Source organism: Longilinea arvoryzae (genome assembly GCF_001050235.1).
In the GTDB taxonomy this organism is placed as follows: domain Bacteria; phylum Chloroflexota; class Anaerolineae; order Anaerolineales; family Anaerolineaceae; genus Longilinea; species Longilinea arvoryzae.
The window spans coordinates 695484-721147 of the sequence record NZ_DF967972.1; the positions used below are offsets into that span (position 1 = coordinate 695484).

Annotated in this window: 17 protein-coding genes; 14 read left to right on the forward strand and 3 right to left on the reverse strand. The window is 59.9% G+C overall.

Annotated features, from left to right (window positions below):
• The first annotated feature begins 16 nt into the window (after window positions 1–16).
• The 3 genes from LARV_RS03175 (at window position 17) to LARV_RS03185 (ending at window position 6402) form a co-directional block, all read left to right on the forward strand.
• Complete coding sequence (locus LARV_RS03175) at window positions 17–3628, forward strand: peptidoglycan DD-metalloendopeptidase family protein (protein WP_075072274.1); 3612 nt, start codon at window positions 17–19, stop codon at window positions 3626–3628.
• Window positions 3629–3806: 178 nt separating this feature from the next.
• On the forward strand, window positions 3807–4550 hold the full coding sequence (locus tag LARV_RS03180) for a class I SAM-dependent methyltransferase (protein ID WP_075072275.1): 744 nt from the start codon (window positions 3807–3809) through the stop codon (window positions 4548–4550).
• Between the two features lie 181 nt (window positions 4551–4731).
• Complete coding sequence (locus LARV_RS03185) at window positions 4732–6402, forward strand: S1C family serine protease (protein WP_075072276.1); 1671 nt, start codon at window positions 4732–4734, stop codon at window positions 6400–6402.
• 98 nt (window positions 6403–6500) lie between these two features.
• Here the strand turns inward: LARV_RS03185 and LARV_RS03190 are convergent, their stop codons facing one another.
• Window positions 6501–7211, reverse strand: coding sequence for a hypothetical protein (locus LARV_RS03190; protein WP_075072277.1), 711 nt, complete (start codon window positions 7209–7211; stop codon window positions 6501–6503).
• Between the two features lie 724 nt (window positions 7212–7935).
• Between LARV_RS03190 and LARV_RS03195 the strand changes: the two genes are divergently transcribed.
• A complete protein-coding gene (locus tag LARV_RS03195) occupies window positions 7936–9423 on the forward strand; it encodes a hypothetical protein (RefSeq protein WP_152031675.1) in 1488 nt (495 codons plus the stop codon).
• Between the two features lie 112 nt (window positions 9424–9535).
• Here the strand turns inward: LARV_RS03195 and LARV_RS03200 are convergent, their stop codons facing one another.
• Window positions 9536–11161, reverse strand: a complete 1626-nt coding sequence (locus tag LARV_RS03200) for an elongator complex protein 3 (protein ID WP_083522288.1) — start codon at window positions 11159–11161, stop codon at window positions 9536–9538.
• A gap of 228 nt (window positions 11162–11389) precedes the next feature.
• Between LARV_RS03200 and LARV_RS03205 the strand changes: the two genes are divergently transcribed.
• From LARV_RS03205 to LARV_RS03245, 9 genes are all read left to right on the forward strand, one after another.
• Window positions 11390–12577 carry an oxygen-binding di-iron domain-containing protein gene (locus tag LARV_RS03205; protein ID WP_075072279.1) on the forward strand — a complete coding sequence of 396 codons (1188 nt, stop codon included), beginning with the start codon at window positions 11390–11392 and terminating at the stop codon, window positions 12575–12577.
• Between the two features lie 512 nt (window positions 12578–13089).
• The gene (locus tag LARV_RS03210) at window positions 13090–13539 is read left to right on the forward strand and encodes a hypothetical protein (RefSeq protein WP_152031676.1); all 450 of its coding nucleotides are present in this window, start codon (window positions 13090–13092) and stop codon (window positions 13537–13539) included.
• Window positions 13536–15065, forward strand: coding sequence for a hypothetical protein (locus tag LARV_RS03215; protein WP_075072281.1), 1530 nt, complete (start codon window positions 13536–13538; stop codon window positions 15063–15065). Before LARV_RS03210 ends, LARV_RS03215 begins: the two co-directional genes overlap by 4 nt.
• 145 nt (window positions 15066–15210) lie before the next feature.
• Window positions 15211–16569 carry a hypothetical protein gene (locus LARV_RS03220; RefSeq protein ID WP_075072282.1) on the forward strand — a complete coding sequence of 453 codons (1359 nt, stop codon included), beginning with the start codon at window positions 15211–15213 and terminating at the stop codon, window positions 16567–16569.
• A 520-nt stretch (window positions 16570–17089) separates the two neighbouring features.
• Window positions 17090–18943 (forward strand): phage major capsid protein, encoded by a 1854-nt coding sequence (locus tag LARV_RS03225; RefSeq protein WP_075072283.1) that lies wholly within the window; start codon window positions 17090–17092, stop codon window positions 18941–18943.
• Between the two features lie 233 nt (window positions 18944–19176).
• Window positions 19177–19368 carry a hypothetical protein gene (locus LARV_RS03230; RefSeq protein ID WP_152031677.1) on the forward strand — a complete coding sequence of 64 codons (192 nt, stop codon included), beginning with the start codon at window positions 19177–19179 and terminating at the stop codon, window positions 19366–19368.
• A gap of 225 nt (window positions 19369–19593) precedes the next feature.
• Entirely contained in the window at window positions 19594–20010 is a 417-nt protein-coding gene (locus LARV_RS03235) for a hypothetical protein (protein ID WP_075072285.1), read from the forward strand.
• On the forward strand, window positions 20003–21319 hold the full coding sequence (locus LARV_RS03240; RefSeq protein WP_075072286.1) for a hypothetical protein: 1317 nt from the start codon (window positions 20003–20005) through the stop codon (window positions 21317–21319). Before LARV_RS03235 ends, LARV_RS03240 begins: the two co-directional genes overlap by 8 nt.
• 181 nt (window positions 21320–21500) lie before the next feature.
• Entirely contained in the window at window positions 21501–22919 is a 1419-nt protein-coding gene (locus tag LARV_RS03245) for a hypothetical protein (RefSeq protein ID WP_075072287.1), read from the forward strand.
• Between the two features lie 158 nt (window positions 22920–23077).
• On the opposite strand, the gene LARV_RS03250 is transcribed toward LARV_RS03245, so the two are convergent.
• The gene (locus LARV_RS03250) at window positions 23078–24190 is read right to left on the reverse strand and encodes a DUF362 domain-containing protein (protein WP_075072288.1); all 1113 of its coding nucleotides are present in this window, start codon (window positions 24188–24190) and stop codon (window positions 23078–23080) included.
• 330 nt (window positions 24191–24520) lie between these two features.
• On the opposite strand from LARV_RS03250, the gene LARV_RS03255 reads away from it, so the two are divergent.
• A complete protein-coding gene (locus LARV_RS03255; RefSeq protein WP_075072289.1) occupies window positions 24521–25543 on the forward strand; it encodes a hypothetical protein in 1023 nt (340 codons plus the stop codon).
• Window positions 25544–25664: the final 121 nt, after the last annotated feature.

Consider the following 25664-nt stretch of genomic DNA (forward strand, 5'->3'; position numbering starts at 1 on the left):
ATTTATGGGAGACGGTATGAAGCATTGGCTGGCACTTCTGGCAGGCAGTATCTTACTGGGGGGGATTTTCATAACCGCGCAAGCGCAGACGCCCGATCCGCAGACGACGGATCTTCAGACGCCGGCGCCTGAAACTCAGACCGTGATACCCGATGCGCAGGGGCCGGTTGGTGACGGCCAGACGGCGGGGACGCAAACGCCCGGTTTCGACGCCGAAGCTGAAAGCGCTGCCCTTTCGATGCTGCTGGAAAATCGGCTGAAAAATCAGACCGATTCACTGGCGCCGTTGATCTATGACCTGTATATCGACCACATCGTTTACTCCAGCGATGGGCAGATCGCCGCTGTGTGGGTTGGAATGCGCGATAAGGAAAGCGGCGAAATCGTGGAAACCGAACCCTCGCTGGTCATTGCAAATCGCAGTTCACTGGATCAATCCTGGACCCTGACGCTGCCTCCCGAAGCCGGTTATTCGAGCGCGCTGGCTGCGCTGCCAGACGACGTAATCTCGCCGGAACTGCGCGAGACTTTCCTGGAATCCGCGGATGCAGCCGCGCAGGCGGTGGATGGCGCACAGTCTTTACCGGTCTTCACGGGTTACCTGCTTCCCTGGGCGGGCGGACTGTCCAAGCGCGTCACCGGCAGCATCGGGCATTACCTGATCTATTATTCCTGTTCTGAAACCTATTGCCGGTACGCCTACGATTTTGCCGATGGCACCATGTTCCCACTGCTGGCATCCAAGGGCGGCGAAGTCTATTCGTTCTATGCCGGCTGCTCCAATGGCGATACTTCGTGCACGAACTATATCGTTCTCAAGGATTACTCGACCAACCCGGTTACCTACCAGGTCTATTACCACCTGGCATATAACACCATCCCGGCAGCGCTGCGCGTGAAAGGCGCACAGGTGCAGCAGGGACAGTATATCGGCACTGCAGACGACACGGGTTATTCCAGCGGCCATCATCTCCATTTTCATGTGTTTACCACCCCATCCAGTAACAGTTGGGGTCCTTCAGTGGACTTTACCTTCGATGATGTGGATACCAACGGCGGGCGGCCGCGCACCTGTTACGAAGCCGCCAACTGGCCGTCGCTGGGAAGCGGATGCCACAATAATGGGGATTTCTATCTCTCGCAAAACTACGGCGCTTATCCCCCAACCGCGGCACTCACCCTGCCGTCGGCGGGCGAAGTGATCACGGATGGCAACATGCTGGTGGCCGGCCAGGCCTGGGATGATATCGGCGTGACCAAGGCCCAGACCATCGTCAAGATCAACGGCGTCTGGAAGTTGGTCGGCTCAGCCCAGGTGCTCGGCGGCACCAAATCCGAATCCTATGTGATGGATGTGAATTTGTGCGATGCTCAGGCGCCTTTCGGCTCCCTGGACGTGGCGGTGCGCGTGTGGGACTATGAGGGCAACGCCTCGATCGATCCGCAGAGCATGCGCACGGTGACAAACAAAACCTTGTGCGTTCCCGATCCGCCCGCCTGTCAGCCATCCGCCAGCCAGGTGGCCATTTACAGCGGCTCGAATTACACCGGTTCGTGCAAGATTCTCGGCGCCGGCGAGTATAGCTCGGCCAGCGCCTTTTCGCCGGTCGCCGATAATTCGTTGTCCTCGCTGCTGGTGGGCAGCAATGTACAGGCGCTGCTTTACGACGGCGTAAATTTTACCGATCGTTCTGAAACGATCATCCAGAGCGATCCCAACCTGGCGGATAATCGCCTGGGCGTAAACCGGGTGACCTCGATCCGGGTGGCGGCGCGTACCGCCACACCAGTATCCTCGACGCCGACACTCAACACGCCCTTCAATGTGACCAATACGGCAATCACCAGCGCCGATTCGTTGGTGCTGGATTGGGCCGCGCCGGGCGCGATCAGCTTCCAATCCACGCTCGATGGACCGCTGTCGCTCACCCAGGATTGGACAGACTCGAACGGTTGGTCGGTGGGTTCGCTGCCGGCCGGCGATTACAACTGGACGGTGAACGCCAAAACCCCCAACGGTTCGATCGCTTCCTCGAGCAGCAGTTTCACGGTTGCCAGCGCCAGTCTGCCGGCGGCCAATGCGCTGGCGGTCCCTGCCACACAGGTCGAAGAAGTATCCGGTTGGAGTGCAACCAGCGCCGGACTGTGGCACCGGGTCGACGGATATGCACTCGACGGGCGAACGGTGAATGCCTGGGTGTACAACGATGGTACAGACGTGGGTTCTTCGACGGTGGGCGCCAGCGACCTGACCTCACCCCCCTTTACGGTTCCGGGCGGAAATGTCTGGCTGGCTTTCGATTACAACACGCGGACCGAACGCGACACGCCCTACTGGGACCAGCGCTGGGTGCAGATCTCGGTGGACGGCGGGCGTTTCGAGAATTTGCTGCAGCTCAGCGGCGATCAAATGGATACCTGGCTTTCCAGTCCGTGGATCGATCTATCGCCCTTCTCCGGGAAGAGCGTCCGCCTGCGTTTTCACTTCGACATCGTCGACAAATTCTACAATGGGTCCCTACCCGAAGGCGGCGTGGCCCGCGGCTGGACGATCGATAACGTGCGCGTCTTCAGCCAAAGTCTGCCCGACTGTGCCGAATCGTTGAACGAAACAGCGGCCACTGCGACAGGCATCGACATCGGGGCGGTCGTGCAGGGCGTCATTTGCCCGGCCGGCGATATGGATTACTATCGTTTCAACGCTTCGGAGGGCCAATGGGTAACCATGCAGATCCAGGCCAACGGCGCAGATTTGGAACTGGCGCTGCTCGATACGGATGGGCGCTCGGTGATCAGCAGCGGTTCGATCAGTTCGGGGCTGTATGTGCGAACGGCCGGAGTTTATTACCTGCGCGTGCGTGCGGCGGCCCATCCCGGCGAGGGTGGAGCGGCGGATACGTATAACTTGAGCACCTCCAATCTCACCCCGGTCTCACAATTGAACAGTCTGCCGGCCGAAACCAATTCCACGGCGGTGTTATTGCAGTGGAGCGCCTCGGCCGCGTCCTATGGACTCGATCATTTCGAACTGCAGGTTGACGCCAATAACGATGGAAGTTGGGAGACGTTGGATGGGGCTCTCCCCGCCAATGCGCGTTCGTATTGGTTCATCGGCCAGCCGAATACAACCTACGGATTCCGAATTCGGGTCATCGATCAAAGCGGCACCGAGGAGCCATTCCCGTCCAGCGCCGAAGCAATAACCCATCTGGCCTCGAGTTGCAATGGGGACGTTTTTGAGAACGGGGATGATTCTCCATCGGGTTTATCGGCTTTTGTGCTGAACAGTGCGGCGCAGGACCACAACCTGTGCGGCAGCAACGATCCCGATTGGACGAAAATTCCGGCATCTTTGGGCCAGAGACTGGCGGTGATGGTGCGCGCAGCCTCTGGTGGAGCAGCGATTAAGATCAGCCTGTACGCGCCGGGGAATACCAGCACGGTATTGGCGAGCACGCAATCGGCCGGCCTGGGACAGGGCGCAGCGCTGGAGTGGACCGCGTCCGCCGCAGGGGATTATCTGATCAAGATCGAGCCGCTGCGGGCAGATTTATACGGCACGGATGCGGTATATGCGCTTTGGGTCGGCGAACCGGAACGGATTTATTTGCCGACGATTTCCAGGTAGGTGCGGATCTATGTGTCCGCTTGCATGGGTTGGGTAATGGTCCGTAGCCGCGGGCCTATGTGCCCGCTTTGACAATGACCCCGCAAGTGGGCGAAGCGCCCCAGAATTCTTAAAAGGCCAATTGCTGATCGCCAACAGCCAATAGCCTCATCGCTTTTTTGCTGTTACAATAGGCCGCATGACTTCCCATACCCCTTCCAGCAAGGCCGCGCTGCGCGGCGAACCCTCCTATGTCTGGCGCGCCGGTCAGGTGCGCCGCCTGGATTTGATGTGCGCAGCGGCAGGCGAACGGATCCACGGTCGGGTGCTGGTGGACGGCTGCGGCGTCGGCGCGTACCTTTCGCACCTCGCGCCGGAAGCCTCTACTATTGTGGGGTTGGATATCGAGTTGGAGCGCACCCACGAGGCGCAGGCCAAGGCGCCGAAGGCGGGTCTGGTGTGCGGCGCCGGCGAGCATTTACCCTTCCCGGATGCCAGCTTCGATTTTCTGCTCAGCCATGAGGTGCTCGAGCACGTGCAAAACGATGCGGAAGTCATCCGCGAGATGGTACGCGTACTGCGGCCGGGGGGGCGCCTGGCCCTGTTTTGCCCCAACCGGGGCTATCCTTTCGAAACGCACGGCATCTACTGGCGCGGCCGGTATCATTTCGGCAACATCCCGCTGGTCAACTGGCTGCCGCGACATTGGCGCGACCGTCTGGCCCCGCACGTCGAGGTCTATACATCCGGCGATTTGGAGGGGTTGTTCAACGGATTGCCGGTGCGCTTCGTTCAGCGTACGATCCTGTTTGGCGCATATGACAATATCATCGCGCGCGCGCCGGCGCTGGGCCGGGCGTTGCGGGCGGTTCTGCAAGCATTGGAATATACCCCTCTGAGATTCTTTGGGCTATCCCACTTTTGGGTGGTCGAGAAAGTGTAAGGTATGGATCTTCTGAAAGATGAAGATCACTGTCTGGCGGTCTTGACTTTTCGATTCCTAATTGTAAAATAATAAAATAGATGATCACTATGCGGCGCTTCTCGTTTTAAGTGGGAATGTTAAGAGAAGCGCCTGTTTTTTAAAACCGCGTCTCATTTTGAAAATCCTTAAGGAGAAGACCATGCTTCGCAAGCCACTGTTTGTTTTAATGGTAGCTGGCCTGATGTTGTCGCTCATGCTGGCTGCCTGTTCTCCCGCCAAGGAGACCTCCACTCCCGCACCGACGCAGCCTGTAACACCCACCGCAGCGCCTACTGCTGAGCCAGAAAGCGGTGCGATCGACAATGTGAAGGATGCAGAAAGCGCCGTCATCCGGATCGTCGCCGAGGGCACCTATCAATATCCTGATTTCACCACTTACACGGAGTTGGGTTCGGGATCCGGTTTCATCATCGACCCCAGCGGCATAGCCGTGACCAACAATCACGTGGTGACCGGCGCCGGGCGCATCAAGGTTTATTTCAGCGACAACGATAAGGCTTATAACGCCCGCGTGCTGGGGGTTTCGGAATGCTCTGATCTGGCCGTGATCGATATCGAAGGCGATGGCTACCCGTATCTCGATTGGTATGACGAGACGCCCGAAATCGGTCTGACGGTTTATTCGCTGGGTTATCCGCTGGGCGATCCGAACTTCACCCGCCACAAGGGTGAAATCTCCAAGGAAAAGACCTCCGGCAACACCAGTTGGACGGCAGTGACCGAAGTGTTGGAACACGATGCCATTATCAACCCCGGCAATTCGGGCGGCCCACTGGTCACCGAAGACGGCAAGGTGGTGGGCATTAATTACGCCGGCGCTTCACAATACGACCAGTATTATTCCATCCCGGCCTCTGAAGCCACGGACATCGTGGCCGAACTGCGCGACGGCAAGGACGTGAACTCGATCGGCATTAATGGCGAAGCGCTGGTGGCCGATGACGGATCCTTCTCGGGCGTGTGGGTGTATTCGGTCAAATCTGGCTCGCCGGCGGACAAATCCGGCATTCAGGCCGGCGACTTCTTGACTTCGCTGGAAGGGATCCAACTCGGCCGGGACGGCACCGTTACCGATTACTGCGACGTGCTGCGATCGCACAACGCCGAGGATACTCTGACCGTCGAACTGATCCGTTTTGGTACGGGCGAAATCATGAGCGGTCAGATTAACGGGCGTGAACTGGAAGCGACCGGCAACCTGGATACGAGCGGCACATCGGGTGATACCGGCACAACGACCAGCGATGAAGCACCGACATATTTCACCGAGGAATTCGACACCGAGCTGCCGAATTGGAGTTACTTCTACTTCGGCGATGAAAATGACTTCGACCTGTATACCGACAGCAGCCAGCTCCTGTTCGACATCAAGGCCAAAGACACTTATGTTTATCTGGCTTACGATCCGTACACGTATACCGATGTGCGCATGGACGCCCAGGTGGAGAATAAAGGCGCCAACGACAACGCCTTCAGTCTGTTCTGCCGTTATGTGGATGGCGTGGGCTGGTATGAACTGAACGTTACCAGCGGCGGGTTGTGGTCGATCTTCCGGTTCGATGAAGCCGACAACAATTTCGTTCTCCTCGGCAATGGCGGCTCGAATTCCATCAACATGGGGCGCGGCCAGACGAACGTGTTTACCTTCGTTTGCCAGGGCAATCAGCTCAGCGCTTCTGTGAACGACCGGCTGCTGAAAACCGTCACCGATAACTATTTCGATGAAGGTCAGATTGGGGTTTCAGCCTCTTCGTTCCAGGTGGGCACCGCGACGGTGGGCTTCGACTGGGTGACGGTCAGCGAGCCGTAGAAGATCGTAATTCGGGATGAATAAATCGTGAGCCGCCATTTCGACGGCTCACGATTTTTTTGGCAAACCGGTCTCATTGTCCCTGACCAATAAGACGATTACCTTTGGATCGCCGGCAGGTAAATGGTGGGGCTAATGGGAGCGTAATAGGCTACCCGGACACCACATATTTGCAGGCTGGTGCCGCTGATGGAAGGCTTCACCAACAGCGAGTACGCATAAGTTTGATTATCAACGATAATACTCTTTTCAGTACTGACTGCATAACCGTATCCGCCGGCGAAAAGAGTTGTAGATGAAGTCGATATCAAATCTTCAACTTGCTGTCCTGGTATGAAACTCGTCAGGTAGGCAGGAATTTCACCTGTCGAAGAGGTATCAATATAGATCAGGCGGAGATATTTAATCATCGAGCCCGTCGGGATGTGCAAATCGGTATTCAGGACGAGCGTGTTGCCGGCGGTGACGGAAACGCAGCCATTACTTTGATACGTATACTGGGTACTGGAATCTCGGGGGGTCATGGCCGCGCCGGTTACCTGATAATAGCTGAAAGTGCTGCTGAGCGCGTATGTGGTGCTGGATTGTGGAGAGGATGTGGATGGGTTTTCATCAGGTGGTACAGCCGTGCTGTCAGATTGGGCTGCTTCCTCTGAACGATAGGCCGCCGGAAGGTCAACAACAGCGCCACTTTCCGGTCCTCCAGATTCGGAGGAAGGAAAGACACCAGCCGCCAGGGCAACTCCACCCAAACTGAGGGTCAGGACAAAAGCGACTACGATGGCAACATAGCCCCGTGACTTCTTCATTTCATTGCTCCTTCGAGAAAAATACCTATTAACATTTTATATAGTATATATCTGTGAATAATATTTGCACGAGTCGAATACCCGGTCAGTCCTTTATTTCATAATTATTTACAAGGGCCGGCCGGGGGCGCAGCCACCTGGCGCCCGGCGGGCAGCGCGCAGTGGGCTCGGACCGGGTGACGCAGCAAGCTGTAGAATTTCGAAGTCAATTTGAACCGTGAGCCGTTAAGCGGACAGCTCACGATTTTGGATTTCAATAAGCGGCGGATTTCCTTTGGGTGTTGCAAATCAGTAGTAAAATAATTGCAATAAGTTTTAATTATCACAACTTATTTTCTAAAAATCGAACATCGACCCTTCGATATCTTTCAGCAGGTTGACTGCGCCGAAAATTTCTGCCCGGATAAATTTCATCATGAAAAGAAGCCATTATGATCTGAAGTTTTGTTTCCTTCTCTTGATTTTTAGCGGTTTCGCCTTTGTTGCTCTCGGCGCCAACCTGCTGGGGATCGAAATGCAGCCGGGTTGGGGATTGCCAAGGAAAGTCCTTTTTGGCATCGGGGCCGGCGGCTTGGTCCTCACCCTGGTTTACAAGGGAATCCTGGAAATCGAAAAATGGATCCTGAAACGACAGGAGGGGGTCAGCGTCGAAACGAACCGGCGTGGCAACAGTCCGTCGGGCAGATCGAAATGGATCGCAAAGTTGGCGATTCCAGGATTTCTGATGGCCGTGCTGGCGCTCTATGTCGGGTTTGTCAGCGTCTGGAATTGGACGGATTGGCCAAGCTCTACGAATTTATACGGGTTGCTTGGCGAATCCTTTATTCAAGGGAAAACAAATTTACCGATTGAACCATCTCCACTTCTGGCCGATTTAGAAAATCCCTATCTAACATCTGAACGAGCAGGAATCCCAGTTGAAACGGATTTGTCATACTTCAACAAGAAGTATTACATGTACTGGGGCCCAGCGCCAGCGCTATTTGCGGCTATGGTGATCTTACTAACAGGCCAAATTCCCGGAGATGAGCTCATCATTTTTCTCTCAATCAGCGCAGTCTTCCTTTTTTCATTCGGGATTATTCGATCCCTGAAACAACGTTTCTTTTCTTCCATTCCTGGATGGTTGTACGCAGTCGGTATCTTCAGCATTGCCACTTCTTTTCCGTTTCTGTGGATCCTAAACTCCCCCGATATCTATGGGGCCGCCATTGCCAGTGGGCAGGCCTTTCTGCTGGGTGGGTTGTTTTTCGCGCTCCCGATTTTCGGCGGGGGCTCCGCGCCGCGCTGGCGGTTGATTTTGGCCGGAGCCTTTTGGATACTGGCGATTGGGTCCAGGTTGATCCTGGCGGTGCCGGTGGCCGTGCTGCTCCTTGGAATTTTCATCCAATGGATCCTTCAGGCGCGGAAAAACGGAAATTGGGCCAAACCGATTCCTGCGTTGATCTTCCTGGGCATGCCCATGCTGGTGGGCCTGATCCTGCTGGGATCCTATAATTACGTCCGGTTTGGCGATTTTTTCGAAACCGGCTTACGTTATTCGCTGAATCCACATGACCTGTGGAAGAATATTCCAAAAGGATGGGTGTTTAATCCCCGTTATCTCCTTTCGGACCTGTTCTATTATTTTCTGACGCCGATTCGCGTGGTCACGAGATTTCCTTTTCTAAAACCTTACTGGGGACCTGTCGATCTATTTGCGCGTTTACTCGAGCCGCTGGGGATTCCGTCGATTTATACAATCGATAACAGCGTCGGGTTGTTGTTTACCACACCAACCCTTCTCTTCGCGGTTTATCTGATCCGACCTCTTTTCGAAGGTTGGAGAGTTTGCGTCCAGAATCGAGACGCCGCGCCAGGGAAGCGCTTGAATCAAGCGTTCAGTTTTGAGGCCCGATTTACTCTGGGTTTCATTTTACTGGCGGGAATTGCGGCCAGCCTGCCGATCCTGACCTATTTCTACGTATCTTGCCGTTATATGCTTGACTTTCTGCCGTTGCTGAATATTCCAATTGTGGCTGGAATGTGGCAGTTATTCAGGGTTCATAACCATTTTCCGATACGCCGTTGGCTGACTCCCCTTTTAATTATTTCATTCGTCACGTATTCAGCCGGGATCGGTTTTATACTTGCGCTTACAGGGGCTCAAACCCGCTTCGATGATTTAAACCCGACTTTATATAGCGTGCTTTTTCAATTCTTCCGGTATTGATTTTGTAGACGTTTCGCGATCTGGATTGCATGATTCAACCCGGTTTGATCTTTCACCAGGCTGGTCGTTTTTCATCAATAACTGTTCAATTTTCGAATGGTGCGGATATGGATTATAGATCTTGCACTAGATATAAGTCTCCGCGCCGGAAACCGCGTTTTTCGTAATACCGGCGGGTGCCGATGGCGGAGATGACGGCCAATCGGCTGAAACCGGCTGCCCGGGCCAGGCCGGCGGCGCGCTCCAGCAGGGCGGTGCCCAGGCCGATGTGCTGCGCCGCGCCTTCGGATTCGGCGCCGACCGCCAGCGCCTGCCCGTAGACGTGCACTTCGCGAATCAATGCCGCACCTTTACGACCGCCGGCATCCTCCAGGTCGGGCATCCCCAATGCGGGGGCGTCGGTCGCCGGCAGCGACAGGCGCAGGTAGCCGGCGATGCGGTCCTCCGGGGTGACGAACTGGAGGAAATGCTCCTCGGCATAGGCGGGATGGTAGACGGAATCGACCAGTTGCAGGTCGGCCGGCGTGACCGGCGTTCCGCGTACCTCGCGGCAGCGCACGCAGTTGCAGCGCTGGCCGCGGCGGGCCAGTTCGGCCAGCACATCCTGGCGCAGGCTGGTGCGGCGGTTGCCGTCAACCACGTGCGTGGAGGGAATGTCGCGGATGATGCGGTTGACGCGGCAGTAGGGCGGGATGGTGGGCTTGACGTTGGCGATCAGGTTCACCAGTTCGTCGGTGGTGTAGGGCGTATATTCACCGCGCTGCCAGCATTCATACAGTTCGGCGTTTGCCAGCAGTTGGGTGGGGTAGATCTTGATTTCATCCGGGCTGTAACCGTCCGACCACAGGCGCGCGAAATCGACCTCGTCGCTGGCGGGTGTGGCGCCGAGCAGGTTGGGCATCCAGTGCAGGACGATCTTGAAGCCGGCGGCGCGCAGCAGGGCGGCGGCGCGCAGGGTTTCGGCGGCGGTGTGCCCGCGCCGGTTGAGCTCCAGAATGCGGTCGTCCAGGGATTGCGCGCCCATCTGCACCTTGGTGACTCCCAGGCGGCGCAGCCAGGCCAGCTCGGCGGGCGTGATCCGGTCGGGACGGGTCTCGATCACCAGACCCACGTTGCGGTGAGCGGCGGTTTCATTGCGCGCCTGGGCCTCGTCCAGCGTGGCGGAATCGACCTCGTTGAGGGCGTCGAAGCAGCGCCGGATGAACCATTCCTGGTAGTCGTGCTTATACGAGCTCCAAGTGCCGCCCAGGATGAGCAGTTCGATCTTATCGGTGGGGTGGCCGAGCGCGGTATAGGATTCGAGGCGCGAGCGGACCTGGTCGAAGGGATCGAAGGCGTTTTGAAAGGCGCGCGCCGCTCCGGGTTCGTCCGGCAGGTAGCTCTTGGGCATGCGCGCGTCGGTGGGGCAAAAGATGCACTGGCCGGGGCACGGGTAAGGCTTGGTGAGCACGGTGACGGTGGCGACGCCGGAGAGCGTGCGCACCGGTTTCATGCGAATACGCGCCAAGAAGGCCGGATCGGCGGGCCACTCGCCGCGCTGCACCAGCCCATGGTAGGCCGCCACGAGGACGTGCTTGGCCAGATAGCCGCCTCCGGGCAGGGGATGTTTACGCAGCGTCTTGAGCACGTCTGCGCCTGCGCGCACCTCTAGGAGCACATCCCGGGCGATTTCCAACATCTCGGGCGTGATGGCGCGCGCTTTTGTCCATTCTTCCACTTTTCGGTCAAAGTCAACCATAGCAGTCTTATTTTACCGCAAAGAAGAGGAACGTGATGTGGGATGAGTGATCCGTGAAGCGTGAAACGTGAAACGGCATTCCAGGGAGAATGAAAGGGATTGTCACCGGATGGATGGGACGGTTCGCGTCGGGGAAGGCCGGGATAACTCAACCCACGGCGTGGTTCATAACACAGGAAAGGGATACAATACGGGGTGAATTTACCATTATCCTGACAGGGGACATCCATGAAGAAGACGATTAAGAATAACGTATCCTGGGTTGGTAAAGTCGACTGGGAACTGGAATCGTTCGAAGGGGAAGAACTCTCCACCACCCGCGGTTCAAGCTATAACGCGTATTTGATCCAGGAGGAGAAAAATGTCCTGGTGGATACGGTCTGGACGCCATTTTCCGAGGAATTCATCGAGAATCTGGCCCAGGAAATCGATCTGGACAAGATCGATACCATCGTGGCCAACCATGGCGAGGTGGATCACAGCGGCGCGCTGACGGCTTTGATGAAGCGCATCCCGAATACGCCGATTTATTGCACCGAATTTGCGGTGAAATCCCTGAAGGGCCAATATCACCAGGATTGGAACTTCCACCCGGTGAAAACCGGGGACCGGCTGCCAATTGGAAATGGGAAGGAACTGGTATTCATCGAAATGCAAATGCTGCACTGGCCGGACAGCATGGCAACCTACCTGACCCAGGAAAATATTCTGTTCAGCATGGATGTTTTCGGAGAACACCTGGCAACGGATAAACTGTTCAACGATCTGGTGAATCCTTACGTCCTGCAGTACGAAGGGATGAAGTATTACGCCAATATCATCAATCGCAACAGCCCGACGGTCATCAAAAAAATCGAGATGATCCAATCGCTGGGGCTGCCGATCGACATCATCGCGCCCAGTCATGGGGTGGTCTGGCGGGATCATCCGATGCAAATCGTCGACCGTTATCTGGAATGGGCGAATGGCTATCAGGAAAACCAGATTACGATCATCTATGACACGATGTGGGGCACCACCCGCAAGGCCGCCGAGAAAATTGCCGAGGGAATCGCGCAGGCCGACCCCACGGTCACGATCAAGTTGTTCAATTTATCCAAAAGCGATGAGAACAATCTGATCGTGGAGGTATTTAAATCCAAGACGGTGCTCATCGGTTCTCCCACCTTCTGCAACAGCGCCCTGCACACCACGGTGGGTTTCGTGTATTTCATGAAATCGCTGAAGTTCCTGAACAAGAAGGCCGCGGCCTTTGGCTGTTACGGCTGGAGCGGGGAAGCGGCGAAGGAACTCACCGAAATGTTGAAGGATGCCGGATTCGAAGTGATCGATGAGGGCTTCCGGAATAAGTGGGACCCGGACGACGAGCGCCAGCTCGATGCCATCGAATACGGGAAGAAGATCGCGCTGGCGTGATGGAATTGAGGACTGCTGATTTCTGATTGCTGATTGAAAGAACGACGCCAGGCCGGGTATGGATGGCCTGGTGACGCGTGGCATAGGCAGGCACGGGCGCAGCTTGGCTGTGATCGACCCCATCGAGTTCATATTCCCCGCTGAGCCCTTACGTAAGTGGTGAAGCAGACACATTCTCCTGATGGGGGGGCAGGCGATCTGCGGGGGTACGAAGAAAAGATGGAGCGCATGCTGGAATAGCATAGGCCTGGATCGGCACGGGCGCAGCCTGGCTGCGGATGGCTGCGGGGTGTTCATATTCCCCGTTTATGCCCTTTAGGGTACTGGGCCCTTACTTGCAGGCAGACGCGTGCTCACCTCCAAAAAGGAGGCAGGCGCACGCCCTACTCAAGCCTCACGCTTCACCCTCTTCCGAATACCCAATACCAAATCAACGAATACCGATCATCTCACTCCATTTCCCTTTTTAATCCAAAATTTCCTCTTTTGACAGGTTGTGCATTTCACCCTCTTTGGCGTATGCTGTCTGCATAAATAGAACAAAATATCTATTTGGAATGCCGCAGGCAGGGGCGCAGCGCACATCCAACGCATGTGGGGACCTTCGCGCCGCCCGGAGCGCCCCTGCCCGGCTTCACTGGAGGGGTATGGCAGCATCGACAGGCCGCCGCAAGAAGAGCAACCGTTCGAACGAGGTGCCCGGTCTGGAAGACGAGATCCGCCTGCTGCGCGAGATCATCCAGCGCGCGGCAGCCATGGCCGAGGAGGACCGCGCGGTGATGGACCTGGTGCGGCTGTGGGGCGCGGCCGGCCGGGCCTGCGGGCAGCTCTCAGGTCTGCTCAAGACCGAACGCGCGCTGGGCGCGCTGCGGGATGCGAACGCCGAACTGGACCAGGCGCTGCGCGAGGCGCTGGACGAGCTGGACGCCTACCGGCGCGAGCACGGCGTGGAGATGGAATGAACCGGAAGACGGCTGATGCGGAAATCAAAGCCCATGACGTGTTGCTGGCGCTGACGAAATCGGAGGCGTTTTCACAGTCCTTTTCACACCTTCGGCTGCGCAAATATCAGGAGGCAGCCCTGGCCGTGGCGGTTCACTCGGTGATGGCGCACCTGGGGCTGACCCTGGTGGTGATGTTCCCGCGCCAATCCGGCAAGAACGAACTGCAGGCCCAACTCGAAGCCTTTTTGCTGGTGAAGTTGCAGGATACCGACGCCGAGCTGGTCAAGGTCTCGCCGACCTGGAAACCGCAGAGCCTGAACGCCATGCGCCGCCTGGAACGCGTGCTGATGCGCAACGAGCTGACGCGCGGCAAATTCAGCAAGGAAAGCGGCTACATCTTCCGCATCGGTCGGGCGCGCATCTACTTCCTCTCTGCCGCGCCGGAGGCCAACATCGTCGGCGCCACCGCCTCGACGCTGCTGGAGGTGGATGAGGCCCAGGACGTGCAGATCGCCAAGTTCGACAAAGATATCGCGCCCATGGCAGCCTCGACCAACGCCACGCGCATCTTCTGGGGCACGGCCTGGACGGCGCACACCCTGCTGGCGCGCGAACTGCGCGCAGCCCGCCAGCTTGAAGCGCGCGATGGGCAGCGGCGCACCTTCGTCACCAGCGCCATCCAGGTGGGCGATGAGGTGCCGGCCTATCGCGCTTTCGTGGAGGGTCAGATCGCCTCTCTGGGGCGGGATCACCCGGCGGTGCGCTCGCAATTCTTTTCGCAGGAGCTGGATGACGGCGGCGGGCTGTTTACAGCCCAGCGGCGGGCCTTGATGCAGGGCGGGCACCTCACGCTGAACGCCCCGCGGCCCGGTCAGAGTTACGCGCTGCTGCTGGACGTGGGCGGCGAGGACGCCGGTTCGCTTTCCGGTGGGGACCCTGCCAATCCCGGGCGCGATTCGACGGCCCTGACGGTGGTGGAGGTGGACCTGTCCACCTGCGCCGATCCGCTGGTGCACGCGCCGGCCTACCGCTGCGTGGCGCGCCAGGTCTGGCAGGGGGCGGGGCACGACCGCCTGTATCGCGAGGTGCGCGCGCAGGCCGAACACTGGCGGGCGCGCTGGCTGGTGGTGGACGCGACCGGGATCGGCGCCGGGCTGGCGGCCTTCCTCGAGCGCAGCCTGCCGGGACGGGTGCACCCGTTCGTCTTCAGCGCAGCCAGCAAATCGAAGCTGGGCTGGGATTTCACGGCGCTGGTGGACGCCGGGCGCTGGAAGGAACCCCGCGATGCCGGCGAACTGGGAGCGCTGTTCCTGCGCCAGGCCGAGGGCTGCACGTTTTCGCTGCTGCCCGGGCCGGAGAAGCGCATGCGCTGGGGCGTGCCGGAGAGCGCCAATGACCCGCTCACCGGCGGCCGGCTGCATGACGACCTGCTGCTCTCGGCAGCCCTCGCGGCCGTGCTGGACGAACTGCCCTGGCCGTCCGGCGCGCCGGTCCTGCTGGTGAAGGGGAGAGATCCGTTGGAGGAAATGGAGGGGAAGTTCTGAGTGATATGTGATGTGTAATGCGTTCTGAGTGATGAGGAAGAGGTGGTGTAAAGAGCGACTTCCTAATGATTCAGAACTCGGATTACAAAATTATCTCGCCTTCCTCAGAACTCATTACCCATAACTCATTGACGAAGGAGTTCTCATGCCCAAACGACCCTTATTCACCCGTTTTCAATCCGCCTTGCGCGCCTTCTTCCAGACCACGCTCATCGAGCCGGAATTCTACGAAGGCGCGGCGCCGGAACAGCGCGACCGCGCGGTCTGGGACCGGGCCGAGCTGCTGCGGCAGGCATTGGAGGCCTGGCGGAGCAACCCGCTGGCGCGGCGCATCGTCGAGCTGACCAGCCAGTACGTGGTTGGCGGCGGATTCACGCTGGCCAGCCCCGATCCGCAGGCGCACGATTTTTTGCAGGAGTGGTGGCGCCACCCGCTCAACCAGGCGCCGCTGCGCGTCTTCGAATGGTGCGACGAGCTGACCCGCTCGGGCGAGCTGTTCTTCCTGCTCTCCAGCGACGCGGCCGGCATGACCTACCTGCGCGCGGTGCCGGCCCTGGCCGTGCGCGCCGTCCACACCGCCGAAAACGACGTGCAGCAGGAGACGGCTTACGAGCTGGAAGGCGGCGAATGGGGTGAATCTCTCCTGCGCCCGGCCTACAACCCGCTCGAGGACACGCCAGACGCGGCGGTGATGGTGCACTACGCCGCAAACCGCCCGGTGGGCGCGCTGCGCGGCGAGAGCGACCTGGCGCCGCTGCTGCGCTGGCTGGCGCGTTACGCCGCCTGGCTGGAGGACCGCGCCCGGTTGAACCGCTTCCGGACCAGTTTCGTGTACGTGATCAAGGCGCGTTTCGCCGGCGAGGCCGAACGGCGCGCGCGCCAGCAGATGCTGGCCGCCAACCCGCCCACGCCGGGCTCGTTCCTGGTCACGGACGAGAGCGAAAGCTGGGAAACGCTCTCGCCGCGCCTGGAAGCGGATGACGCCGCCAACGACGGTCTGGCCCTGAAGAAAATGATCGCCGCGGGCGCCGGTCTGCCGCTGCATTTCCTGGCCGAACCCGAGTCGTCGACGCGCACCACGGCCGAATCGGCCGGCGGCCCGACGTTCCGGCACTTCGAGCAGTGCCAGGAGCTGTTCCGCTGGCTGGTGGGCGACCTGGCGCGCATCGCGCTGCACCGCCGGGCCTGCCTGCAGCCGGGCCTGAATCCCGACGCGGTCATCGAGGTGCGCGCGGCCGATCTTTCGGCGCGGGATAACGCCGCGCTGGCGGTGGCCTGCTCGACGATCAGCGGGGCGTTCCTGCAGCTTTACGAACGCGGGCTGATCGACGCCGGCGAGCTGCTGCGGCTGTGCTACCGCTTCGCCGGGGAGACGGCCGACGTGAACGAACTGCTCAAACGCGCCCGGCCGCGACCGCGTTCGCGCAGCGCCGCCTGGAAAGGCCGCCCCGCGGGGATCAAGGTGGACCCGGTGACTGGGGAGGTAAGTGGAGAAGAGGAATAACCACAGAGACACGGCACCCAACGGGCGCAGGCGAGCATGGAGGAGAAATATTGAAAGAAGAGAAGAAATCAGCGTAGGGGAGGGTTCGTGTTGGGATGAATCGTTGAGGGCCAATGCCCAAACCCTCCCCGGATGGATATCCCGATTTCGTAGGTTGGGTTGAACGGTTTTTGAGACAGCCGGTGAGGATCGTGAAATGAGCGAAACCCAACATCGTCATCGTTGGGTTTCGGAGCGGGGCAATAACCCCCCCCGGTCTGGGATAACCGCTCATCAAGCCAATAAAAATTTTCTTCTCCGTGATCTCCGTACCCTTACGGGCATAATGTCTCCGTGGTGAATCCTCTTCAAAAGGAGCGTTAATGACAGGTGCAATCGACGATCGATGTTGGGTTTCGGAGCAAGCCCGGTGCATTCTCCGGACCGAATCCAATGCTCCTCAACCCAACCTACGAAAATTCTTCTCCAACAAAGGATCATCTCCGTGTCCCCGTGGTGAATCCTCTTCAAAGGAGTGCGTATGACGAAGGTAATCGAAGAAAAACACTGCCGCACGCGGCTGGATGTGTCGCTGGAACCGGAAAATTCGGCGCAGGGCGGCGGTTTCGAGATCCTGGCGATCAGCGCCGGCGAGGGCAACGGCTGGCAGTTCGGCGCCGAGGCCCTGCGCGCTTCGCTGCCACTGTGGGATGGCGTGGAAACCTTCATCGACCACACGCCGGCGCTATCCACGCGGCGCTCGCTGCGCGACCTGGCCGGCGTTTGCAGCCAGGCGCGCTACGACGAGAGCGTGCAGGGCGTGCGCCTGCACCTGCAGCCGGCCGGTCCCAGCGCGGCGCTGCTGGAGGCGTTGGGCCGCGAATGGCTGCAGGCCGCGGAACCCCGGCCGCGCCTGGGCTTTTCAGCCGACCTGCTGTTCAGCGCGCGCGGCAAACAGGTGGTCGAGATCCTGCGTGTGCTGTCGCTCGACCTGGTGTTCAACCCCGCCCGCGGAGGGGTTTTTCTGCGGGCGCTCAATCAGACCCAAATTCAGGAGGAAAGCATGTCCGAAAATCCCAATCCCGAGCTGGAATTGTGCCAGCAACTGCTCGAAACCACCCTGTCGGCCGCGCGCCTGCCCAAACCGGCCTCCGACCAGGTGCGCAAGCAATTCGACGGGCGTTGTTTCACGGCGGCTGAATTGAATACCGCCATGGAGGATACCCGCCGGCTGGTGAGCGATCTGACCGGCGGCCAGGCCGTGCAGAGCGTGTCTGCGCAAGGCCGCGTCAGCGAGATGTTCGACGAACGCGACCAGATTTCGGCCGCGCTGCACGAACTGCTGGGCGCGCCGCGCCCGGAAGGCCTGGAACGGCTGCACGTCCAGCGCCTGAGCGGCATCCGCGAGTTCTACACCCAATTGACCGGAGATACCGGGTTCACCGGCGGGCGGGATGCGGAACGCGCGCAACTGGCCACCACTGCCAGCCTACCCGGCCTGCTCAAGGACGCGCTCAACAAACTAATCGTGCTGCACTGGCAGGAGCTGGGCCGTTCGGGCTACCGCTGGTGGGAGCCGGTGGTCAGCGTGGAGCATTTCACCAGCCTGCAGAACATCACCGGGGTGCTGGTGGGTGAGGTGACCGCGCTGCCCAGCGTCAACGAGGGCGAGCCTTACACGGAATTGCCGATCAGCGATTCGGCCGAGACCGGCATGTGGAACAAATACGGCGGTTACATCGGCCTGACGCTGGAGATGTTCGAACGCGATGAAACCCACAAGCTGCGCCAATACCCGCGCAAGTTGGCTTCGGCGGCGCTGCGGCGTATCTCGGCCCTGGTGGCATCGGTGTTCACCACCGCCGGCGGAGCCGGGCCCATGATGGCGGATGGGTATACCGCTTTCGAGGCGGCTCACCATGCCAACCTGGGCGCAACGGCGCTTTCGGGTTCGAGCTGGGAGGCGGCCTCGCAGGCCATCTACGACCAGCCCATGCTGGTGGCGAACGGCGGGTCGGCGCCCAAGCTGGCCCTGGACGCGCGCTATCTGCTGGTGCCGCGCGACCTGCGCCTGACCGGCATGCAGATCCTCTATCCCAACTGGGAGCGCCAGGCGCAGATTTTCTCGGAGAACCTGCAGCGCGGCGAGTTGGGCGATGTGATCACCGTGCCGGAGTTTAGCGACGCCAACAACTGGGCCGCCGCGGCCGATCCGCGCCTGGCGCCGGCCATCATCCTGGGCGAACGCTTCGGGTTGACGCCGGAGATTTTCATCGCGGACAACGAGCGCAGCGGGGCGCTGTTCACCAACGACGAACTGCGCATGAAGGTGCGGCACTGGGTGAGCGTGTTCGTGGCCGATTATCGGCCGTTGTTTAAGGCCAACGTGGCGTAAGAGGTAGAGGAATCAACCACGGAGACACGGAGGACCCGGAGAAGATAAAGAAGAGGAGAAGAGAAAATTAGAAAATGGAGAAGAAGAACTATGAAGAAATTTCACATCACTTTTGGTGGGTAACAGAATCAATACTGTTGTTTTTACTCTCTTTTCTAAAGATTTCTTCTCCGTGATCGCCTGCACCCGCAGAGTGCCGTGTCTCCGTGGTGATTAATCTTATGGAGGAAATGATGGAATCGAAATGGAAGGCGTTGTTGACTTCGCGCAAGTTCTGGGCGGCGCTGGTCGGGCTGGGATTTGTGGTGTGCGAGGGCCTGGACCCGAAATTCCCGCTCGACGCCGCCCAGGTGAGCAACCTGGTGTACGTGCTGGTGGCGTACATCCTCGGCGTGGCCATCGAGGGGCAGAAGAAAGAGGGCTAACCACAGAGGCACAGAGTCCACGGAGAAGAATCTTTCTTTACGCGAGGAAGAAAGAGATGAAAATCTCACCCCGGAGACACGGCACCCTGTGGGTGCAGGCGTCCACGGAGAAGAAAGTTGAAAAGTGGGGGAGAAGAATGATTGTTTTTTTCTCCTCTCCGGCTCAAAAATTTCTTCTCTGAGGTCTCTGTGTTCTCCGTGGCTCATCTCTTCAGGAGGTGCACAATGTTGGATCTAACCACGTTACGCGCCCGGCTGCGGGCCTGGCTGAGTGATTCGACCGGCCTGGCGCTGTCGGATGGGCTGCTGGATGAAGCCGCGCTGCAGGCGTTGGACGCCATCAACCGCGCCGGCGCCACGGGCTACAGCGTCCAGGGGTTGGGGGAAGCGCCGATCACCACGCTGCCGGCCGCGCTCGAAATCCTGCTGGTGCACGGCGCGGGCGCGCTGGCTGCCGAGGGCGCGGCCGTGGCCGCCGAACGCCTGCTCGAACCCGACGGGCAGCGCACGACGGTGCTGGTGGCCTGGGGACGCGCGCAGTACGGGCGCTTCCAGATCGCGCTGGCGGAATTGCGCGCCCGCCAGATGCAGTCCGGGCTCGAGCCGCCCTACGCGGCCTGGGGGGAGGCGCCGGATGTATAGCCTGCGCATCGCCTGCGGTAGTGAAACGGTGTGGCTGCACGGGCCTTCCATTCAGCCACCGGTGAAGGGCGCGCGGCGTCTACCCATCCCGCGCGCCCTGGAGGGCGGCCGCTGCGAGGAACAGATCGATCTGCTGCTCGAGGGCACTCCGGCGTCCGTCCAGTGGATGATCCAGACCATCGAACGCCTGTTGGCGCGCGCCCGGACCGGCGCCGGCGCCGGGCTTCATCTGATGCCGAGCGCCGCGGATACCGAATGGGAGGCGTGCCTGCTGGATGGGCGCGTCGAATTGCTGGGCGCGGGCACGCCGGAACGCGGACGGGGCTCGCAGGCGCTGCGCCTGTTCCTGGTGCGCGGCGATTGCTGGCAGGGCTCGCTGACCGCCCTGCCGCTCAGCAATCCCAACGGAGCGAACGTCACCAACGGATTAACCCTGTTCAACCATTGCGACGCGGATGCGCTGCATGCCAATTACGCCGATTCGAATGACGCGCAGGGCAGCCTGCCCGCCCCGGCCCGGGTGGAACTGTTCCACGACCTCAGCGGGCCCGAACCGGTGACGGATATCTGGTTGGGCGAGGGGGCCGCGCCGCTGCCGCACGACCTGCTGGAGGGTGAGGCGGCGACGACGACGCTGACCACGCAGGTGATCGGCGATTCCACGTGCAGCGGCGGCGGCTACCGGCGCGTAAGCTGGGAAGGCGCTGCTGAGGTCGAAATTTTAGCCTGGGAGCTGAATTCGAACTGGCTGGAGCAGGCCGGCGGGCGCTGCTTCCGGCCGCTGCTGCGCTTTGCCAATCTGTTTGACTGCGCAGATCTTCAAGTGCATCTGCAGGTGCATTCCGGCGGGAGCGTGTTATTCGAAAGCCCATTTCAAACGTTGCAGCCGGGCGCACGTCTGCAGGAGCTCGCGCCGGTGATGCTGCCGCCGTGGTCACTGGCGGCGGATTCGCCGGCCGGCCTGGCGCTGGCCTGGATCGGCCGGCGCGTTTCCGGGGAGAGTACGACCCTGGACCTCGATTTTCTGGCGCTGCTGCCGCTGCGCGGCTGGCGGCGCTACTGGAGCCTGGACGGGCTGCCAGCCGGCGCGCGCCTGCTGGACGATCCGCTCGAGCAGCGCTGCGTGACGCTGCACCCGCAGAACGGCGAACTGGCCGGACATGTCGCGCAGGGCCCGGGGTTGGAGGTGCAGCCCGGACAGGCCCAGTGCTTTGCGGCGCTGTTCGCCACGGGATCGCCGGCTGGAATGGACACCACAGCGCGGGTGCGGCTGAAGATCACCTACCGGCCGAGAAGAAGGACCGTGTGAAGAAATGATGAATGTTGAATGATGAATGCTGAATGGGAGGTGCGGAGTGAAGGGTGAAGAGTGAAGGGTGAACCGAAAAGTGGAAAATTTCTTCTCTTCTCCAATAATTTCTCTTCTCCGTGTACGCCTGCGCCCGCAGGGTGTCGTGTCTCCGTGGTGAATCCCTCTTTCTGGAGGCTTTATGCAATTGATTCTCACTTCTCCGCTCGTTGCCGCGCGGCTGGCGTGGCAGGTGCAGCGCATGGAATGGCGCGCCATGGGCGGCGCGCAGCGGGCCTGGATGCGGGCCGGACTGCCGGCTGAACTGCGCCCGCTGGGCGCAGGGCTGTGCAGCGCGCTGCTGGGGCAGCTTTGCACGATCCAGGATGCCGCTGGCGCGCCCTGCTGGTGGGGTTATGTCCACGCTGTGACTCTGGACGAGGGCGGGTCGAAACAGCGCCTCGCCCTGGACAGGCTGGCCAACCGGGTCGCTGCGCTTTACCCGCTGCCGGATGGCGGCTGGGCCCGGACGGCCTGGGCCGAGGACAGCCTGAGCCTGGCGCAGTGGGGGCGGCGCGAACACCTGCTGAAATGCCCCGCGGAGGGCGAATCCGGGGCGGCGGCCGCGCGGGACGCGCTGCTGGCGCGGTCGGCTCAACCCCGCTGGACGGCTTCCATCGGCGTACAGCCCCGGGAGAGCGAGGCTGTCCTTGCGATCGAAGCCCGGGGATGGTGGGACTGCCTGGACTGGACGTATTTCGCCCCCGGCGGCGGGCGGATCGAGCACGCGTTCAGCGGCGGAGCCGGTCAGCCGCTCGGCGACCAGCCCGCCAATACGCGCATTGCGCAGTCCTTTCGCCTGGCCGGGGAAAGCTGGCCGGCCGGCGAAGCCTGGCTGAAGATCGGTAAACGCGGCTCGCCCGCGGATGCCCTGCGGCTGGAACTGTGCGCCGATTCGGGTGGAACACCGGGCGCTGCCCTGGCCGCAGCCGAAATCGAGGCTGCCGCCGTGCCGCACGCTTCAGGCTGGCTGAGATTCGAACTGCCCGGGCAGCTGCTGGCAGCGGATACGCCATACTGGCTGGCGCTGCGGCGCACGGGCGCGTTGGACGCGGAGAATCATTACTCCCTGCTCGCCGACGAACAGCAGGGCTATCCGGGCGGCGAGTGCCGGCTGTGGAACGGCCAGGCCTGGTCGGCGCGCCAACCACCGGCCGACCTGAACTTCCGCGTCGACGGGTTGCAGCCGTTTGGCGAGTGGCTGACGGCGCTGGTCGGCGGGAACGGGCGGTTCAACAGCGCACGCCTGGACTGCGCCACCTCTCTGGCGGCATTACGTTGGCGGGACGGCCGGCGCACCTGCCGGATGGAACTGGAGGAAAGGCTGGCCGTCGGCGGGCTCATTGCCGAGGTCGAGGCTGACCGCGGGGTGAGCGTCCGGCAGCGGCCGCTGGAGGATGAGATCGAGGGCTATTTACAAGGTGAAGCCATCCTCACGCGCACCGGTCAGGCCTGGCCGGCATCCCGACCGCTGGCCGGTCGCTGGGTCCGGGCCGGCGCGGCGGCCGTGTGGGCCGAGCACGTCGTGTGGGAGGATGAAATGTTGAAGATGGAAGAATGAACAGGGATGCAGAGGATAAAGAGGATAAGAAGAAATAAATGTATACATGCGTAGGGGCACGGCATGGAGACTTCATCATTTTGTAGATTTCTCACTCAGCCGTGCCCCTACGAATCGATGTCGCGACCAGGCCGTGCCCGAATCGCAATAGGCTTCGATTATTTTCCCAGCACGCCCTGCTTTTGATATTCCGTGAACAGGTGTCCCCAGGTGGTCTCTTTGCGCCATTGTTCGGCGACAAACTGGTACTTGAGCGGCCAATAAATCGAATCCTGTTCGAACTCGCCGATGGCAGTGGGCACGATGACGAAGGGAGTGTGGAAGAGGAACTTCTGCAGGAATTTGGTCGGGCCGAACCAGGACAGCCAGGCCAGCAGGGTGTGGCTGTTTTTGTTGATCTTGAAGTCCCAGCTCTCGTTGGCCACGTCCGCGTCGCCCACGATTTCGATCTCGCGCGGATCGCCGCAGCCCAGGCCTTGATCGTGCGCCAGGCGGATGTACTTGATCGAGAGCGGGTCGAAGCCCATCAGTCTGGCGGCCACGGCGTCGATGGCCACCTGGTCGGCCGAGGCCAGCATCACGTTCTTGACCACGGGCTTCATCAGACGCGGGCCGGCGCCGTTGCCGGCGGTGGTGCCGTCCATGACGGCGAACAGGCCGGGGTGAATCTCCTTCTGGATGGCCAGCAAGTCGACCAGCGTCTCATGGATCCAGGTGTGGGTGTAGTGGCGGTACTTGCTGAGCAGCCCGCCGAAGGCGTTCTTCATCGCCCCGGTGGTGGTGGTGTACATGTGCGTCTTGACGGTGGGCAGGTGCAGGATGTTTTTGCCGATGAAGTAATCCGGAATCTGGATGCCCTCCGGGTAGATATGGTCCAGGGCCAGCATTTTGGCCTTCGGCGTGTAGTTCACCCAACTCATGTCGGAAGGGCGGAAGTTGAACAGCACCGGGATGCCATAATGCTGGAAGATGGGCACGTAGCCGTTGAGGTCCTCGCCCTTGAAGGGATTGGTGACCACGGTCTGGTTCTGGACGCAGGTGACGTCGGTATAACCGGCTCCGCGCAGGGCCTGAATGACGCCTTCGAGCTGCCACGGGGTGGTGTTGGCGGCCGGCATGGGGAAGTGCCAGGAGATGTTATCTTTGAGAATGGTGGTGACGCCGGGATCCAGCGCCTGGCGCATCCCGCCCAGTTCGCACAGGCGAACGGTATCTTCCAGAACGGTATCGGGTTGAGTGAGAACGATGGCAACGCGCGCGCGAGGGGTCATGGGTACAGTCCTTGGAGGTAAAATTTCGTCCTAATTGTAAACCAGAAACGAAGAATTCCAAGTTCACAGTTCAATGAGGGAAGAAAATCTGGCTGAAGGGCTAATAATTATTAAAAAGAAGAAGAAGCAAATCAAAGGGCTTTCCGCGCCAGGAGCCCGGAATATGGAATTCCCGGGAATCTCACCCACTTTAATTTTGAAATCGCACGACTGTATAATCATTAAGCAACGAAGTATATCCGCTGAGAGAGAAATCCGATTTGGGTCTCCCGCACCGGATGGCGCACCTGGATACCAGACCCCATCCGGGCAACGTAAAAGTTGGAAGCCATGAAAAAGAACCTGCTTTCAATCATCGGGGTGGCTGCCTTGACGCTTTACCTGGCAGCCTGTTCCTGGCCCAACCTGGCAACCGATGTCCCCGCTGTGAATGCGGAGAGAACCGCAATCCCTTTGGTCCCATCCCGTACAGCGGTTATACCCCCATCCAGGGTATCCCCTTCCGCAACTGCCGCCGCGACCACGACGCCAACGGTGGAGGCGAGCCTGCCTGCATATCTGATCCGGCTGACCAACCCGCCAAAGGACATGGAGTCTTACGGCCTGGTTTACGATCCGCAAGCAACCCCTGCTTTGCCCCCTTCCTATTCGGTCGATATGCCGATCTGGGGACAGCATTTGCCGCTTCAGGTATTGGATCACGTCCCCCGTTTTATCGCCTATCCCCCGCCGCCGGCCCGGAAAGATCTCTCCGCAGCGCTTTCCCAGGCAGATTGTGCCCAGAAGTCACCCTGGACCATCGAGTGTACTGCGGGCAGCCCCGTGTTGGATTTTGACTGTGCGGAGCTGGTGGTTCCGGAAATGGATGACGCCGGTCTGGACCCTGATATTCAGCTCTTGGCAATCTGTCAAAATCCGCTGGAAGAGACCAGCGCGGAGCAGGCAGCAAATTTCTATCGCCGCTACTGCGCCTTCCGGAGAGATGTCGCCTACATCGTGAAAGATAAGGACGCTTACAGGCTCATCCAAACACCCGCTGAGCTAAAAACGTTGCTGCTACCGATTGATACCCCGGACCAGGCGTTGACATACATCGAGATGAGGACCGGTTTGACCGCACAGTTCACCTTTGAATCGGATCCGAGCCTGCTGTATTTCCAGGATCCCGTCGAAGGGACACACATCACCGAAACCGGGGGCGTTTTTACTCTGAATATGTTCCATTTTACGCGCTGCTCGTGTGAACCCTGGGTCAATTCGGTGGTCCTCCTCTCCGTGGACCGGGATGGGGAGATCAAATGGCTGGGCGCAGAACCCTGGTCGATGACCACCGGTTTTAGTTGTACGGATTAAGCCTGACCGAAGGCTGAGGTCTTATTGAAATAACAAAGTGGCATGTAAGATTTGATACCTCAGGTCCAGCTATCCGGCCTTTTTAGCACATAACCGTTTGATGAAGTGACAGTATCAGGCA

Bases quoted from the DNA above. Each gene is read 5' to 3' on its own strand.
- LARV_RS03235 (WP_075072285.1), top strand. From the start codon at position 19,594: ATGTTGGATCTAACCACGTTACGCGCCCGGCTGCGGGCCTGGCTGAGT.
- LARV_RS03180 (WP_075072275.1), top strand. From the start codon at position 3,807: ATGACTTCCCATACCCCTTCCAGCAAGGCCGCGCTGCGCGGCGAACCC.
- LARV_RS03230 (WP_152031677.1), top strand. From the start codon at position 19,177: ATGGAATCGAAATGGAAGGCGTTGTTGACTTCGCGCAAGTTCTGGGCG.
- LARV_RS03245 (WP_075072287.1), top strand. From the start codon at position 21,501: ATGCAATTGATTCTCACTTCTCCGCTCGTTGCCGCGCGGCTGGCGTGG.
- LARV_RS03215 (WP_075072281.1), top strand. From the start codon at position 13,536: ATGAACCGGAAGACGGCTGATGCGGAAATCAAAGCCCATGACGTGTTG.
- LARV_RS03220 (WP_075072282.1), top strand. From the start codon at position 15,211: ATGCCCAAACGACCCTTATTCACCCGTTTTCAATCCGCCTTGCGCGCC.
- LARV_RS03225 (WP_075072283.1), top strand. From the start codon at position 17,090: ATGACGAAGGTAATCGAAGAAAAACACTGCCGCACGCGGCTGGATGTG.
- LARV_RS03255 (WP_075072289.1), top strand. From the start codon at position 24,521: ATGAAAAAGAACCTGCTTTCAATCATCGGGGTGGCTGCCTTGACGCTT.
- LARV_RS03200 (WP_083522288.1), bottom strand. From the start codon at position 11,161: ATGGTTGACTTTGACCGAAAAGTGGAAGAATGGACAAAAGCGCGCGCC.
- LARV_RS03175 (WP_075072274.1), top strand. From the start codon at position 17: ATGAAGCATTGGCTGGCACTTCTGGCAGGCAGTATCTTACTGGGGGGG.
- LARV_RS03190 (WP_075072277.1), bottom strand. From the start codon at position 7,211: ATGAAGAAGTCACGGGGCTATGTTGCCATCGTAGTCGCTTTTGTCCTG.
- LARV_RS03240 (WP_075072286.1), top strand. From the start codon at position 20,003: ATGTATAGCCTGCGCATCGCCTGCGGTAGTGAAACGGTGTGGCTGCAC.
- LARV_RS03185 (WP_075072276.1), top strand. From the start codon at position 4,732: ATGCTTCGCAAGCCACTGTTTGTTTTAATGGTAGCTGGCCTGATGTTG.
- LARV_RS03205 (WP_075072279.1), top strand. From the start codon at position 11,390: ATGAAGAAGACGATTAAGAATAACGTATCCTGGGTTGGTAAAGTCGAC.
- LARV_RS03195 (WP_152031675.1), top strand. From the start codon at position 7,936: ATGGCCGTGCTGGCGCTCTATGTCGGGTTTGTCAGCGTCTGGAATTGG.
- LARV_RS03250 (WP_075072288.1), bottom strand. From the start codon at position 24,190: ATGACCCCTCGCGCGCGCGTTGCCATCGTTCTCACTCAACCCGATACC.